General features: G+C 64.8%; 17 protein-coding genes. 4 read left to right on the forward strand and 13 right to left on the reverse strand.

Going from position 1 to position 14,228, the window contains the following annotated elements:
- Positions 1 to 20 precede the first annotated feature (20 nt).
- The 10 genes from PSV05_RS01810 to PSV05_RS01855 form a co-directional block, all read right to left on the reverse strand.
- On the reverse strand, positions 21 to 413 hold the full coding sequence (locus tag PSV05_RS01810) for a PTS fructose IIA subunit family protein (protein WP_300060582.1): 393 nt from the start codon (positions 411 to 413) through the stop codon (positions 21 to 23).
- A 69-nt stretch (positions 414 to 482) separates the two neighbouring features.
- Positions 483 to 1,364, reverse strand: a complete 882-nt coding sequence (rapZ, locus tag PSV05_RS01815) for an RNase adapter RapZ (RefSeq protein ID WP_300060586.1) — start codon at positions 1,362 to 1,364, stop codon at positions 483 to 485.
- On the reverse strand, positions 1,361 to 2,314 hold the full coding sequence (gene hprK / locus PSV05_RS01820; RefSeq protein ID WP_300060589.1) for an HPr(Ser) kinase/phosphatase: 954 nt from the start codon (positions 2,312 to 2,314) through the stop codon (positions 1,361 to 1,363). Before hprK ends, rapZ begins: the two co-directional genes overlap by 4 nt.
- Before the next feature lie 39 nt (positions 2,315 to 2,353).
- Positions 2,354 to 2,683: a ribosome-associated translation inhibitor RaiA gene (gene raiA, locus PSV05_RS01825; RefSeq protein ID WP_300060592.1), complete on the reverse strand. Its 330-nt coding sequence runs from the start codon at positions 2,681 to 2,683 to the stop codon at positions 2,354 to 2,356.
- Between the two features lie 65 nt (positions 2,684 to 2,748).
- Positions 2,749 to 4,173, reverse strand: coding sequence for an RNA polymerase factor sigma-54 (locus PSV05_RS01830; protein ID WP_300060595.1), 1,425 nt, complete (start codon positions 4,171 to 4,173; stop codon positions 2,749 to 2,751).
- A gap of 91 nt (positions 4,174 to 4,264) precedes the next feature.
- Positions 4,265 to 4,984: an LPS export ABC transporter ATP-binding protein gene (lptB, locus tag PSV05_RS01835; protein WP_300060598.1), complete on the reverse strand. Its 720-nt coding sequence runs from the start codon at positions 4,982 to 4,984 to the stop codon at positions 4,265 to 4,267.
- A complete protein-coding gene (gene lptA, locus PSV05_RS01840) occupies positions 4,984 to 5,544 on the reverse strand; it encodes a lipopolysaccharide transport periplasmic protein LptA (RefSeq protein ID WP_300060601.1) in 561 nt (186 codons plus the stop codon). The genes lptB and lptA overlap by 1 nt, the downstream gene beginning before the upstream one ends.
- A complete protein-coding gene (gene lptC / locus PSV05_RS01845; RefSeq protein WP_300060604.1) occupies positions 5,525 to 6,082 on the reverse strand; it encodes an LPS export ABC transporter periplasmic protein LptC in 558 nt (185 codons plus the stop codon). Before lptC ends, lptA begins: the two co-directional genes overlap by 20 nt.
- A gap of 11 nt (positions 6,083 to 6,093) precedes the next feature.
- Complete coding sequence (locus PSV05_RS01850) at positions 6,094 to 6,651, reverse strand: HAD hydrolase family protein (RefSeq protein ID WP_300060607.1); 558 nt, start codon at positions 6,649 to 6,651, stop codon at positions 6,094 to 6,096.
- Entirely contained in the window at positions 6,651 to 7,664 is a 1,014-nt protein-coding gene (locus PSV05_RS01855; RefSeq protein WP_300061329.1) for a KpsF/GutQ family sugar-phosphate isomerase, read from the reverse strand. The genes PSV05_RS01850 and PSV05_RS01855 overlap by 1 nt, the downstream gene beginning before the upstream one ends.
- 70 nt (positions 7,665 to 7,734) lie before the next feature.
- Between PSV05_RS01855 and PSV05_RS01860 the strand changes: the two genes are divergently transcribed.
- Both PSV05_RS01860 and murA read left to right on the forward strand, forming a co-directional pair.
- A complete protein-coding gene (locus PSV05_RS01860; protein WP_300060610.1) occupies positions 7,735 to 7,968 on the forward strand; it encodes a BolA/IbaG family iron-sulfur metabolism protein in 234 nt (77 codons plus the stop codon).
- Complete coding sequence (murA, locus tag PSV05_RS01865; RefSeq protein ID WP_300060613.1) at positions 7,968 to 9,224, forward strand: UDP-N-acetylglucosamine 1-carboxyvinyltransferase; 1,257 nt, start codon at positions 7,968 to 7,970, stop codon at positions 9,222 to 9,224. Before PSV05_RS01860 ends, murA begins: the two co-directional genes overlap by 1 nt.
- An 81-nt stretch (positions 9,225 to 9,305) precedes the next feature.
- Here the strand turns inward: murA and PSV05_RS01870 are convergent, their stop codons facing one another.
- Genes PSV05_RS01870 through purM form a run of 3 tightly spaced genes read right to left on the reverse strand, consistent with a single transcriptional unit; the run spans position 9,306 to position 11,781 of the window.
- Positions 9,306 to 9,989: a DUF3108 domain-containing protein gene (locus PSV05_RS01870; RefSeq protein ID WP_300060616.1), complete on the reverse strand. Its 684-nt coding sequence runs from the start codon at positions 9,987 to 9,989 to the stop codon at positions 9,306 to 9,308.
- Between the two features lie 43 nt (positions 9,990 to 10,032).
- Positions 10,033 to 10,692: a phosphoribosylglycinamide formyltransferase gene (gene purN / locus PSV05_RS01875; protein ID WP_300060619.1), complete on the reverse strand. Its 660-nt coding sequence runs from the start codon at positions 10,690 to 10,692 to the stop codon at positions 10,033 to 10,035.
- A gap of 18 nt (positions 10,693 to 10,710) precedes the next feature.
- Positions 10,711 to 11,781 carry a phosphoribosylformylglycinamidine cyclo-ligase gene (purM, locus tag PSV05_RS01880; RefSeq protein WP_300060622.1) on the reverse strand — a complete coding sequence of 357 codons (1,071 nt, stop codon included), beginning with the start codon at positions 11,779 to 11,781 and terminating at the stop codon, positions 10,711 to 10,713.
- Between the two features lie 68 nt (positions 11,782 to 11,849).
- Here purM and PSV05_RS01885 point away from each other — a divergent pair, with 68 nt between their 5' ends.
- Positions 11,850 to 13,055 (forward strand): DUF2066 domain-containing protein, encoded by a 1,206-nt coding sequence (locus PSV05_RS01885; RefSeq protein ID WP_300060625.1) that lies wholly within the window; start codon positions 11,850 to 11,852, stop codon positions 13,053 to 13,055.
- Between the two features lie 11 nt (positions 13,056 to 13,066).
- Positions 13,067 to 14,227 (forward strand): AI-2E family transporter, encoded by a 1,161-nt coding sequence (locus PSV05_RS01890; RefSeq protein ID WP_300061332.1) that lies wholly within the window; start codon positions 13,067 to 13,069, stop codon positions 14,225 to 14,227.
- The last annotated feature ends 1 nt before the right edge of the window (position 14,228 follow it).

A 14,228-nucleotide genomic window follows, 5' to 3' on the forward strand; every position in this document is an offset into this window, starting at 1 on the left:
TGGGTTGTCTTGGTTGTGGCTCAGGCGTCGTCAAGGATCACCCCGTTGCGTGCACCTGCGGTGGCAACCGCGGGCAGTTCGTCCAGTTCAAGATCGGCGTAGTTCATCACCCGCAGCAGCATCGGCAAGTTGAGCGCGGAGACCCGGCGCACTGGCGTGCCGAGTCGTGCAAGCCGTGCGGCGATGTTGCTTGGGCTGGCGCCGTACAGATCGGTCAGTACCAGCACGCCGTGGCCGCCATCGACACGCCGTAGCGCGGCACTGGCCTGCGGCAACAGGGCGTCGGCGTCGGCATCGAAGGGCACTTCGAAGGCTTCGGTAGTCAGCGGCAGCTTGCGCAGCAGGCGCGTGGCGACCTCCAGCATGGCGTTGCCGATGCCTTCATGGGTGATGAGCAGGATGCCGACTGTCATGCCTGCAAGTTAGCAGACGCCGGTGACAGGACAAAAATATTGTTGCGTGAAGTGCCTTATGCGTGGCGGTCAATCCAGTTCGCGATGGTAAGTGGCGACCTCAGCCCAGTCGGTTTCGCGGCAATGTCGGGCCAGGCGTTCGGCCAGATACACCGAGCGATGCCGTCCGCCGGTGCAGCCGAATGCGACGGTGACGTAGCTGCGCGTGTCCTTCTGCAGCTTGGGCAGCCATGTGTCGAGGAAACCCTGTATCTGGCCCACATAGGCCAGCACATCTTCTTGGCCTTCCAGATAGTCGCGGACATCGGCATCACGGCCCGACAGCGGGCGCAGGCGCGCATCCCAATGCGGATTCGGCAGCACGCGCGCATCGAACACGAAGTCCGCGTCTGGTGGCACGCCGTGTCGGTAGGCGAAGGATTCGAACAGCAGCGACAGGCCGGCGCCGCTCAGGCCGTATTCGGTCAGCAACTGCCGACGCATCTGGTGGACGTTGAGCGTGCTGGTGTCGATCACGTGGTCGGCGATCTGCCGTAACGGTTTCAATGCCTGTCGCTCCAGCGAAATCGCATCGGCCAATACCAGCCCGAGGTGGCTCAAGGGATGCCGGCGGCGGGTGTCGGCGTAACGGCGCAGCAGGGTGTCGTCGGCGGTTTCGAAGAACAGCAGTTTCGGATCCAGGCCCAGTGCGCCGATCTGCGAAAGTGCGTCGGGCACGTCGCCCAGGTCGCCGAGGCTGCGTGCATCGATCCCTACTGCGATCTTTTCCGGCGGATTGGCATTGGCCAGCATGCGCCGCACGAATTCCGGCAGCAGCTCTGCCGGCAGGTTGTCGACGCAGTAGTAGCCCAGATCCTCGAACGTATTCAACGCGACCGACTTGCCGGAGCCGGACATGCCGCTGACGATGACCAGTGGCGGCGGTGCGGGCATCGGCGGCGGTGTGGTCATTGCGCGCGTTCCAGGAAATTGCTGTGGCGGGCCATGAATGCCGCCGCCGGATCCATGCCCTTGGAGCGCAGGATATGCATGCGGGTGGCGGCCTCGGCGAGTACCGCCAGGTTGCGCCCGGCCATCACCGGCAGGGTGATCATCGGTACGTCCAGGTCCAGCAGGCGCCGGTTGCTGATGTCACCGGTCAGGCGCTCCAGGCCATCTGGCCGGGCTTCCAACGATGGCTTGCTGAGATGCACGATCAGCCGCAGGTACTTGTTCCGCTTGACTGCGGTGTCGCCGAACATCTGGCGGATGTTGAGCACGCCAAGGCCGCGCAGTTCCAGCATGTCCTGCAGCAGTTCGGGGCAGGTGCCGTCGAGCACGTCAGGTGCGATCTGGGTGAACTCGGGTGCGTCGTCGGCGACCAGTCGATGGCCGCGTGTGACCAGTTCCAGCGCCAGCTCGCTCTTGCCCGAGCCAGACTCGCCGGTGATCAGTACGCCGATCGAATAGATCTCCATGAACACGCCGTGCATGCTGATTCGCGGCGCCAGCGTGCGCGCCAGCCGGTACTGCAGGTGGTTGAGCAGTTCATGGCCGCGCAGTGGCGAGCCCCACAGTGGAGTGTCGGATTCCTCGGCGGCGATGCGCAGGTCGTCGGGGCATAGCTGGTTCTTGCTGATCACCAGCGCCAGTGGCCGATAGTTGATCAGTCGCTGGATGATTTCCCAACGCTGGCGCGCATCCAGTCTATCCAGCCAGGCCAGTTCCTCGGTGCCTAATATTTGCACCTTGTTCGGATAGATGGTGTTGAGGTAACCGGCCAGCGAAGGCCGCCGCGCCACCGTGTCCACGGCTTCCACGACACGCAGCGCCGCGCCTTGCTGGCCGGCGATCCAGCGCAGTGCGAGCCGCTCATGTTGCTGCTCGAACAGCTCCGCGGCGGTAATGCGGGCGGCGTTCATCGATTCACCAGGAATGGCTCGCGGCGCTTCGGCCTGCGGTCAGCCAAGGGTGCCGTCATGGGCGATGCTCTCGCCGCGGTGGTGGTCGGTCATGCGCTCCTTGTGCTTCATCAACAGGCGATCGAGTTTGTCGCTCAACAAGTCGATGGCGGCATACATGTCCACGCCATTGGCAATCGCATGCAGGGGGGCGCGGCCGTCCAGGGTGATGGTGGCCTCGGCGCGATGCTCGGGCTTGTCCAGGCCAAGCTGGACGCGGATCTCGCATGGGTGGTCGAAATGTCGCGAGAGGCGGGCTAGGTGAGTTTCCACGTAATCGCGCAGGGCCGGGGTGACTTCCATTTGCTGGCCGTGGGTTTCGATCTGCATGTGAACCTCCTTCGACGTGATGGGCCGGCCGGTGGGGTCCGGGCGGCGGGTCGCGTGCCTCCAGCCTAGCCGATGCGCACGCGTTCGTGGGATGGGGGAATGTGTATTGCCTCGCGATACTTGGCGACGGTGCGCCGGGCAACCGGGACGCCCTCTGCCTTGAGCGTCTCGGCCAGCCGCGCGTCTGACATCGGCTTGCGCGGATCTTCGGCTTCGACCAGCTTGCGGATCATGTCCTGGATGGCGGTGCTGGAAGCGCTGCCGCCGCCTTCGGTCTCGATGCCGGAGGCGAAAAAATCACGCAAGGCAATCGTGCCGCGCGGGGTGCGCACGTACTTGCGCGCGATCGCCCGCGACACCGTGGATTCATGCAGGCCCAGCTCGCCGGCAATGCTGCGCAGGGTCAGCGGCTGCAGCGCCTGCGCACCGAATTCGAGGAACCCGGCTTGTTCGCGCACCAGGCAGCGCACCACCCGCAACAACGTGTCCGCGCGCGACTCCAGACCTTTCAACAGCCAGCGCGCTTCCTGCAGGCGACCACGCAGATAGTCGGCATCGCTGCTGCTGGCGCCCTGGATCATCTGTTCGTAGCCGCGATGGATGGCGATGCGCGGCGTCGCGCCGGCGGCCAGCGCTACCCGCCACAGGCCCTGCTGGCGCCAGATCACGCAATCCGGCGTGACATAGGTGCCGGCAGGCATGTCGCCGTGCTGCGCGCCTGGACGCGGATCCAGGCTGCGCATCAGTTCGACCGCGGCCTGCGCCTCCTCGCGGAGACAGTCGAGCTCCGCACACAGGCCTTCGATGCCGATTTTCGGCAGTCTGGCCAAAGCGCCTTCAGTGACAGTGATGGCCAGGGCGCGGCCGGGTGTGTCCGGCTCCAGCGCGCGTAATTGCAGGCGCAGGCATTCGCCCAGGTCGCGCGCGCCGACACCGACCGGGTCGAACTGCTGGATCCTGTGCAGCACCAGGAGGATCTCGCTGGGGCTTGCCTGCACCTCCGGTTCCAGGCTTTCGGCGATGGCGTCCATGCCGTCGCGCAGGTAACCGTCATCGTCGATGGCATCAATCAGGGCCACCCCGATGGACAGGTCGCGGTGGCTGAAATGGCCCAGGTGGAGTTGCCAGAAAAGATGGTCGTGCAAGGTTTCCGAGCTTGCGGCGCGTTCGCTGGCGGCATCGAAGCCATCACCACCATCCGAAGACGGACCGATCCGTTCCTGCCAGGGTTCGCTTTCGCGGTCCCAGCGTTCCTCGACGAACTCCTGCTCTTGCGGGGCCTCGGCGCCATCGGCATCGCGCGTTTCATGCACGTCCGCAGGCCCTGCAGCATTGTCTTCCACCCAGTCCAACAGCGGATTGCTGGCCATCGCCTCGGCGACTTCGAGTTCAAGCTCGGCGGTGGACAGCTGCAACAGACGGATCGCCTGGCGCAGTTGTGGCGTCAGGATCAGGTGCTGGTGCAGCGCGGGGGACAAGCGCGGCTTCATGGACTGAGCATATCGTCCACCGCTTTAAAAAACTGTAGTCAGGCTATCGAAGCCGGACAATCGCGGGGAAACCCGGATTCAATGCCTGGATTCAAAGCCGGAAAGCATCGCCCAGGTAGACCCGGCGCACGTCCGGATTGGCCAGCAGCACATCCGGGGCTCCCTGCGCCAGCACTGCGCCGTCGGCCAGGATATAGGCGCGGTCGCAGATGCCCAGGGTTTCGCGCACGTTGTGGTCGGTGATCAGTACGCCGATGCCGCGATCCTTCAGGTGCTTGACGATGCGCTGGATCTCGTTGACAGAGATCGGATCGACGCCGGCGAAGGGTTCATCCAGCAGGATCAGGCGCGGCTTGCCGGCCAGCGCGCGGGCGATCTCGACCCGGCGCCGCTCACCGCCGGACAGGCTGGCGCCGGCTTGGTCGGCGACGTGGCCGATCTGCAGTTCGTCGAGCAGGTCGGACAGTTCACGTTCTCGACCGTTGTGGTCCAGGTCCGCGCGCAGCTCCAGCACCAGCCGGATGTTGTCGGCGACCGACAGTTTGCGGAACACTGACGGTTCCTGTGGCAGGTAGCCCACGCCCAGCTTGGCGCGCGCGTACATCGGCTGCTGGGTGATGTCGTTGCCATCCAGGGTAATACTGCCGGCATCGGCAGGCACCAATCCGACGATCATGTAGAAGCAGGTGGTCTTGCCTGCGCCGTTGGGACCGAGAAGGCCGACCACTTCGCCGGCGTCCAGCGTCAGGCCAAAGTCGCGCACGACCTCGCGCGAGTTGTAACGCTTGCGCAGGCCCTTGACCACCAGCATCAGGGCTTGCTCTCGCTGGCCGGTGCTGTCGGCTTCGGCGCCGCTTGCGCGCTCTTGCCCTGTGCACTCTTGGGCAGGATCGTCATCTTCACGCGGCCATTGCCGCTGCCACCGCTTTCGACCTGACCGGTCTTCATGCTGTAGACCACGCGCTGACCATTCAGCGTGCCGCGCGGCTGGGTGATCACGACATTCCCAGTGAAGATGACAACTTCGGTCTTGAGGTTGTAGTCCACGTTGCTCGAAGTCACGTGGATCGGACTGCCATCGTCCAATTGTTGCTTGAGGGTCACGCCACCACTCATTTGCGCGCGGTTGATGTCGCCATCGCCTTGGTCGATCACTGCCTTTGCCGCGAGTACGTTCAGGCTGCCCTGGTTGATGGTGACGTTGCCAGTCAGCACGGTTTGGCCGTTGCCGCTCATGCTGAGCGTGCCAAGGTCGGCACCGATGTGCATCGGTTGGTTGCGGTCGGACGTACGCGCGCTGGCGCCGGCTGCAAAAACAGCGGCGAGCACGGCCACGGCAGTGGCCGCGAAATCAATGGGGCGAAGGGACATAGCGGGCAGTGACATCAGATAGGAGGGTGGCCTGCTGGCGGTTGAAGTCCGCTTCCAGGCCACGGCCGCGCATTGTAAGGCCGGGCCGGGTGATGGTCACGGCAACCGAGGAGGTGGCCCGGTTCGCGCGTGGGAACAGGTTCAGCTCCGAGGTCTCGATACGCGTGGGTGGCGGTGCCTGCACGGGACTGGTGGCGACCACCTCACCGCGCAGGCGCAGTTCCTTGCCGTCCTCCGGCACGAAGCCGTGCTTGGCGCGGATCTCCCAGTAGGCGCCGTTGCGATCGGGTACCAGGAACAGCGGCGTCAGCAGGGTCATCGACTTGGCGCCGAGGTCGCGTTGCAGCTCAGGGCCACGCAGGGTGAAGGCTTCCTTGCCCTCACTGTCCAGCGAGACGATCTCGTAGTCGCGCAGTACGTAATCCGGGCGCTTGACCACGTTCGAATCCGGGGCATCTTCGGAATGCGTCCACACCGACCAGCCGCTGGCTATGACCGCTAGCAGCAAAATAATGGTGAGTCCGCCGCGCCAGTTCATGGCGGCTCTCATCAGGGGTGTTCCCCGTGAGCCAGGATCGCGTCGACCTTGCCCTGCGCGTACAGCAGCAGGTCGCAAGCTTCGCGCGCGGCGCCTGTGCCGCCGGTGCGCAACGTGACCCAGTGCGCCTCGTCGAGCACCCATGCATGTGCATCAGCTGGCGCGATGGCCAAGCCGACGCCGCGCAGGGTCGCCAGGTCGGGCAGGTCGTCGCCCATGAAGGCGACTGCTTCCATGCCAATGCCCATGCCGGCAGCGATCTTCTGAATACAGGCCAGCTTGCCGCGTTCGCCGACGTGCACGTGCGGGATCTGCAGTTCACGGCCGCGTTGTTCGACGACCGTGCTGTTGCGTGCCGTGACCAATGCGGTTGCGATCCCGGCGTGGCGCAGCAAGACCAGGCCCAGGCCGTCCTGTACATGGAACGACTTGGCCTCGTGGCCGTCGGTGCCATAAATCAGGTGGCCATCGGTCAGGGTGCCGTCCACGTCGAAGCCGATCAGGCGAATGCCGGCGGCACGTTGCAGAACATCGGCGGGATAGGTACCGGGACAGGCAACGGCTGTCATTACACCACCCGCGCGCGCAGCAGGTCGTGGATGTTGAGCGCACCAACCACGCGCTGCTCGCCATCGACCACCAGCAGCGCATTGATCTTGTGGGCTTCCATCAGCTGCGCGGCCTCAACTGCCAGTGCGCCCGCGTCAATTGTCCGCGGCGAGCGCGTCATCACTGCAGCAATGGTCGTGTTGCGCAGGTCGACCTTGGCATCGTCCAGGCTGCGGCGCAGGTCACCGTCGGTATACAGGCCGAGCAGGCGGCCTTCGGCATCGACCACCGCGGTCATGCCCAGACGCTTGCGGCTCATTTCCACCAGCGCCTCGCTGATGCTGGCTTCAGGGTGGATCCGCGGCACGTCATCGCCGGCGTGCATCACGTCGGTGATATGCAGCAGCAGGCGCCGGCCGAGTGCGCCGGCCGGATGCGAGCGGGCGAAGTCGTCGGCGGTGAAGCCGCGGGCATCCAGCAATGCCACTGCCAGCGCATCGCCCATCGCCAGCGCGGCGGTGGTGCTGGAGGTCGGCGCCAGCGCAAGCGGGCAGGCCTCGGTCGGTACACCCACGTCGAGATGGATATCGCTTTCGCGCGACAAGGTGGAATCCGTCCGTCCGGTCATCGCGACCACGGTATTGCCCTGGCGCTTGAGCACCGGCAACAGCATCAGGATCTCGTCGCTTTCCCCGGAATACGATAGCGCCAGCACGATGTCGGCGTCGGTGACCATGCCCAGGTCGCCGTGGCCGGCTTCGCCCGGATGCATGTAGAAGGAAGGGGTGCCGGTGGAGGCCAGGGTCGCCGCGATCTTGCGGGCCACGTGCCCGGACTTGCCCATGCCGGTGCACACCACTCGCCCGCGACAGGCCAGGATCGCACGGCAGGTAGCGCTGAACGCGCCATCGATGCGTGACGCCACGGCATCCAGCGCCTCGCGCTCGAGCGCGAACACGCGACGCCCACTGGCGGCGAAGTCGAAACTGTCGTCAGGACTGGTTGGACGGGCAGGAAGCCCTGCAGGAGGCACGGCAAGCGTTTTCAAAGAGGCATCCGTTAGACTGGCTCATTCAGTTTACGCGAGCGCTTGCCGACCAGTCATGAACGCCGATGCGATTCGCCAGATGATAGAAACCGGCCTGCCCGGCGCCAGTGCGCAGGTGCAGGGCGACGATGGCGTGCACTTCGAGGCCACCGTGGTCTGCGATGCCTTTGCCGGCAAGCTGCCGCTGGCCCGCCACCGCATGGTCTACGCCACCCTGGGCGCGCGCATGGGTGGTGAAATCCATGCCCTGCAACTGCGTACGCTGACCATCGCCGAGGCCGCCGCCTGATGCAGAAGATCCTGGTCCATGGCGGTGCGCGCCTGAGCGGCGAAGTGCGCATTTCCGGCGCCAAGAACGCGGTGTTGCCGATCCTGTGTGCGACCTTGCTGGCCGATACGCCGGTTCGCATCACCAATGTCCCGTGCCTGCATGATGTGCTGACCACCGCGAAGCTTCTGGCTGGCCTTGGGGCGGGTGTCGAGCACGCCGGCGATGCGATGACCGTGGACCCGCGCAGTGTCAACAGCCATGTCGCGCCCTACGAACTGGTCAAGACCATGCGCGCGTCAGTGCTGGTGCTGGGGCCACTGCTGGCGCGCTTCGGCGATGCCGAGGTCTCGCTGCCCGGGGGATGCGCGATTGGTTCGCGTCCGGTTGACTTGCATATCAAGGGCCTGCAGGCGCTGGGCGCCGAAATCACGGTCGAGCACGGCTTCATCAAGGGGCGCGTCGAGGGCCGGCTGCGCGGCGCGCGCCATGTGTTCGATATGGTCAGCGTGGGCGCGACCGAAAACGTGCTGATGGCGGCAGCGTTGGCAGACGGCACCAGTGTGCTCGAGAACGCGGCGATGGAACCTGAGATCGTCGACCTGGCCGAATGCCTGGTCGCAATGGGCGCCAGCATCGAAGGTGCGGGTACGTCGCGGATCGTGGTGCATGGCGTGGAACGGCTGCAGGGCTGCACGCATGCGGTGGTCGCTGACCGCATCGAGACCGGCACCTTCCTGGTCGCCGCTGCCATGACCGGTGGCCGCATTGTCGCCACCCATGCACGCCCGGAGACGATGGACGCGGTGCTCGACAAGCTGCGCGAAGCTGGCGCTCGCATCGATATCGAAGAGGGCTGCATCACCCTGGACATGGGCGGCAAGCGCCCGCGCGCGGTCAATCTCACTACCGCGCCGCACCCGGCATTCCCGACCGACATGCAGGCGCAATTCATGGCCATGAACTGCATGGCCGACGGGGTTGGAGTGATCAACGAAACCATCTTCGAAAACCGCTTCATGCACGTGAACGAGTTGGTGCGGCTGGGTGCGGATATCCGCGTCGATGGACATACCGCGGTGGTACGTGGGGTCGAGAAACTCAGCGGTGCGCCGGTGATGGCGACCGACCTGCGCGCCTCGGCGTCGCTGATCCTGGCCGGGCTGGTCGCCGATGGCGAAACCACCATCGACCGCATCTACCACCTGGATCGTGGCTACGAGAACATCGAAGCCAAGCTGTCGGGCTTGGGCGCGAGCATTCGCAGGATCGACTGACGCCGGTATCGGCAGGACCACAAAAAAGCCCCGCATTGCGGGGCTTTTTCACACGACCGGTTTCATCTGGCGTGCGGCGCGTCAGTTCACCGATTTCAGGACCAGGTCCAACGAGTCCTTGCCATCGTCCTGCTGCAGGATCCGCGCCGGCACTGGCAAACCCTCGACCACCCATACGGTGACCAGCTTGCCTTCGCTGCTGCGGCTGACCTTGGTCGCGGTCTTCGGCTTGCCGGCCACCGTGATTTTTTCCTGGCCAAGGTTCTGGTAGGTCTGCTGGCGGGCCAGGCCGTTGTCGACCATGCGGTAGCTGAGTGACTTGCCGGCGGCGACATCGCGGACGATGACCAGGTTGAGCATCATCGCGTCCACGTCGCCAGCCTGCAGCTTTACCGGGCCCATGCGGTCGGGCTTGACGTCGCCGCTCCAGCGCGCCTCGCCAGCGATCCAGTCGTAGCTCGCATTCTTCTGCGACTTCTTGATCAGCATCTGGGTGGAATCGTTACCGGACAACGGGCGCCAAGTGCCGTCCCTGTCTTCGAACACGGTGGTCTGGCGCACGGAGGCAATCGGATTGTTCACGCTGAGCTCGTAGTTCCAGCGATTACCGCCTGCAGACGTCAGCTTCATCTGCGCATCGGCATGGATGACGCCTTTCACCGTCGCTTCGTAATCGGCCACGAAGGGTTTGACCGCCCAGGCAGGACTGGCCATGCAGGCAAGCAGCAAGGCGGTCGCGGGCAAGATGGAACGCATGGATTTCATAGGCAAATTGTTGTTTTCAATTGAAATTGGCCGCCGAGATGAGCTAGGCAACTGGCGGCCATGTGGGAGCGAACTCTAGCCGCTGCGGCGTAAACAGGGGATGACCATCGAGGATGGCGACGCCGTCGTGTTCAGCCAGTCGTCCTTCGGCCGCCAGCTTGGCTACATGCACCAGCAACCGGTGCTCGACCTGCAGCACCCGCCGGGCAAGGCTTTCCGCGGTATCACCGGCGAGTACCAGCACCGGCGCCTGGGCGATTACCGCACCGGCATCCAGTTCAGGAATCACGAAATGCATGCTGGCGCCGTGTTCGGCATCGCTTGCCTCCAGCGCACGCGCATGCGTGTGCAGGCCGCGATATTTGGGCAGCAGTGAAGGATGGATGTTCAGCACGCGTCCGCGGAAGCGTTCGACGAATGCCGCGCCTAGGATGCGCATGTAGCCGGCGCAGATCACCCAATCCGGAGTTGTAGCTGCCACTGCGTCGGCTAGATCGGCATCGAATGCCTCGCGGGATGCGTACTCCTTGGGCACGCGCGACCAGCGCAATGGCTCGGGAACGCGCTGCAGCGCGAACGCAGCCGGCTTGTCGGAGAACACACCGACGACCTGTGCATCCAGCTGGCCGGCATCGATGGCATCCAGCAATGCCTGCAGGTTGCTACCGCTACCGGAGGCTAGGACGGTGATACGCGCAGTCATGGGAGTGAGGCTGCGTTCTCAACCAATCCGCACACGCTCACCACCTGCATGCGCCACGACCTGCCCGATCGGCCGATGGGCCAGGCCCATGCGGTCGAGGTCGGCGGACACCGCTGCGACATCATCCGGCGCCAGCACCAGCACAAATCCAATCCCGCAGTTGAAGGTCCGCCACATTTCCGCGGCCGGCACCGCGCCTTCGCGCTGCAGCCAGTCGAACACTGGCGGCAGCACGATGGCACTGGCCTCGATGTCCAGCGCTAGTCCGTCAGGAATCACCCGGATGATGTTCTCGGTCAGGCCACCACCGGTGATGTGCGCCATTGCATGCGGTTCGTGCAGCGACAGCAGTTCCAGTATTGGTTTCACGTAGAGCTTGGTCGGCGCCATCAAGGCGTCGATCAGGCTGATGCCGCCAAGATCCAGATCGCCCGGCCGGCCGGCGCGATCAAAGATCCTGCGCACCAGCGAATAACCATTCGAGTGCGGGCCGCTGGAGGCGATGCCGACCAGCACATCGCCGGCTTGGACATTGCTGCCATCGATCAGCTTCGATTTTTCCACCGCGGCCACGCAGAAACCGGCCAGGTCGTATTCGCCAGGCGCGTACATGTCTGGCATCTCTGCGGTTTCGCCGCCAATCAGCGCGCAGCCGGACTCGGTGCAACCGGCTGCTATGCCGCCGACGACTGCCACGGTGGTATCGATGTCCAGCTTGCCGGTTGCGAAATAGTCGAGGAAAAACAGTGGCTCGGCGCCTTGCACCAGTACGTCGTTCACGCACATCGCGACCAGGTCGATGCCGATGGTGTCGTGACGGCCGTATTGCTGGGCCAGCTTGAGCTTTGTGCCGACGCCGTCGGTACCCGAGACCAGCACCGGCTCGCGATACTTGCCGGACAGGTCGAACAGCGCACCGAATCCGCCTAGCCCGCCCATCACTTCGGGCCGGAAGCTGCGCCGCACCAGCGGCTTGATGCGCTCGACGAGTTCATTGCCGGCATCGATATCGACGCCTGCATCGCGGTAGGTCAGGGGAGTGGGTTGGGTCACGGAGGCCTCGACGCGTTGGCGCGAGCGCGCCTGCAAGTCCGCCATTTTAACGTGAAGGCCGTCCCGGCGTGGACGTGCTGGCCCCGCTGCGGCACCATTCCCCCATGCCGGGCATCGTGCCGGGCAAGGACAGTCAGGCGATGCAAGGATTGAGTCACGGGTTGCGGCGGACATCATGGTTGCTGTTGGCGGTGTCACTACTGCTTGCCAGCGGGCTGGCTACTGCCCAGCGCACGGAAGGTGACCGGGCGTCGGCCACGGGTGCTTACGAGGCCGAAACCAGCGTGCGCAACCAGACTGACGGGGAGCGCGGAGCAGCCTTCGGGCGAGCGCTGGCGCAGGTGTTGGCCAGCGCCACCGGCGACACCGCTGCGGCATCGCGACCGGGCGTGCGCGAGGAGCTGGCCAAGGCCAAGGACTACGTCGACGGATACGACTATCGGCAGGACGAAGGCGTGTCGGCCAACGGCTCGCCGAGTTTCAAGACCATCCTGGTCACGCGCTTCAAGCGCGATGCCGTGGACAGCCTGGTCGGGATGCTCGGGTTGCCGGTGTGGCCGCTGCCGCGCGCCAAGCCGGTGCTGTGGCTGGCGATCGACGATGGCAGTGGTGCGCGCTTGGTCGGGTTGGCCCAGGCCAATGCCGCACGCTCGGTGCTGGACCAGGCCAACGCGCGCGGTTTCGCGCTCGGCCTGCCGGGTGGTAATGCAGCCGAGCAGGCGGCAGTGGGCGCGATCTGGCGCGGCGATACCGCGGCCATCGCCAGCCTGTCGAGTCGCTACAGCCCGCCGATGCAATTGCTGGGCAAGTTGTACCGCGGCGCAGGTGGTTGGGTCGCGGACTGGACCTTCGTCGACAAGGGCAAGGTCCTGTCGCAATGGGCCACCAGCAGCCCGGATGCACGCCGCGCCATGAGCGGCGGTGCCGATGGTGCTGCCAATGCGCTGTTCAAGCGTTATGCCAAATCCGGCAGCGGCGGTCCTCCCGGCAGGTTTCGCGTGCGCATCCTGGGCGTGGCCAGTGCCGACGATTACATGCGCCTGGCTGGCTACCTGGACGGTCTTTCGATCGTGAGGCGCGTACAGCCGGTATTCGCAACCGGAGATACGCTGGAACTGGAGCTTGACCTGGCTACCGGCGTGGATGGCTTCGCGCGCTACGTGGGGCGCAATGGCGTTTTGTTGCAAGTCGACAACAGCGTCGGCAACGGCAATCCGGTCGACGCTGGAGACGGAGTATCGGCGGGTACCCCGAGTTCACTGCCTGCAGCAGGCGTAACCACCTTCCGCCTTGGTGGCCGGGAATACTGATGGCCCACGACATGGGAAGCGACCTGGGCGGTATCGCGGATTTCCTGCGCCGCTTGCAGTGGACGGCACTCAGCTTGGGCGTGCTGGGTCTGGTGTGGCTGCTGGCGCCGATCCTGAGTCCGTTCGTGTTTGCCGCCCTGCTGGGCTGGCTGGGTGATCCGCTGGTCGACCGACTGGAACGCGCGGGGCGTTCACGCAATACCGCGGTGATCATGGTGTTCAGCGTGATGTGCCTGGTGCTGATCCTCGCGCTGGTGATCCTGGTGCCCTTGCTTGAGCGTCAGGTCCTGACCCTGATGGAATCGCTGCCGCGCTATCGCGACTGGTTCATCGGCACGGCGCTGCCATGGCTGGAACAGCGAACCGGGCTGCAGATCCTGGCCTGGCTCGACCCGAGTCGCCTTTTCATCCTGATCCGTGAACATTGGGAAGAGGCTGGTGGCTTCGCCACGACGGTGCTCGGTTATGTGTCGCGCTCGGGTTTTGCAGTGCTCGGCATGGTGGCCAACATCGTGTTGTTACCAGTGCTGACATTTTTCTTCTTGCGCGACTGGGACCTGCTGGTGGGGCGCGTCGGCGCACTCATTCCGCGCGATCATTTCAGCATCGTGCGCAAGCTGGCGATGGAGTCTGACGCGGTACTCGGCGGCTTCCTGCGCGGGCAAATGCTGGTGATGCTGATCATGGGCGTGCTGTATGGCGTCGGCCTGTGGTGGATTGGCCTGGACCTGGGCATCCTGATCGGCCTGATCGGCGGCCTATTGACCTTCGTTCCTTACTTGGGGCCGGCGACGGTCATCGTGCTCGGCAGTATTGCTGCATTGGTGCAGTTCGGGGATTGGCAGCATCTTGCCGGCGTAGCCGTGGTGTTCACGATTGGCCAGGTGATCGAAAGTTACTTGCTGACCCCGAAACTGGTCGGCGACCGCATCGGCCTGCATCCGATGGCGGTGATTTTCGCGGTGCTCGCCGGTGGCCAGTTGTTCGGGTTCCTCGGCATGCTGCTGGCATTGCCGGTCGCGGCAGTGGCGAACGTGCTGCTGCACTATGCGCATGAACGCTATACCGGAAGCCGGCTATATGCGGGCGAACGGCCGCCGATCCTGCTGCACGAAGGCCTTGACGATGCACCCGATGCCGCGTTGACCAACGACGAAACTCCAGCGGCCTGAG

This window comes from Thermomonas sp. (assembly GCF_029945965.1).
Lineage (GTDB): Bacteria > Pseudomonadota > Gammaproteobacteria > Xanthomonadales > Xanthomonadaceae > Thermomonas.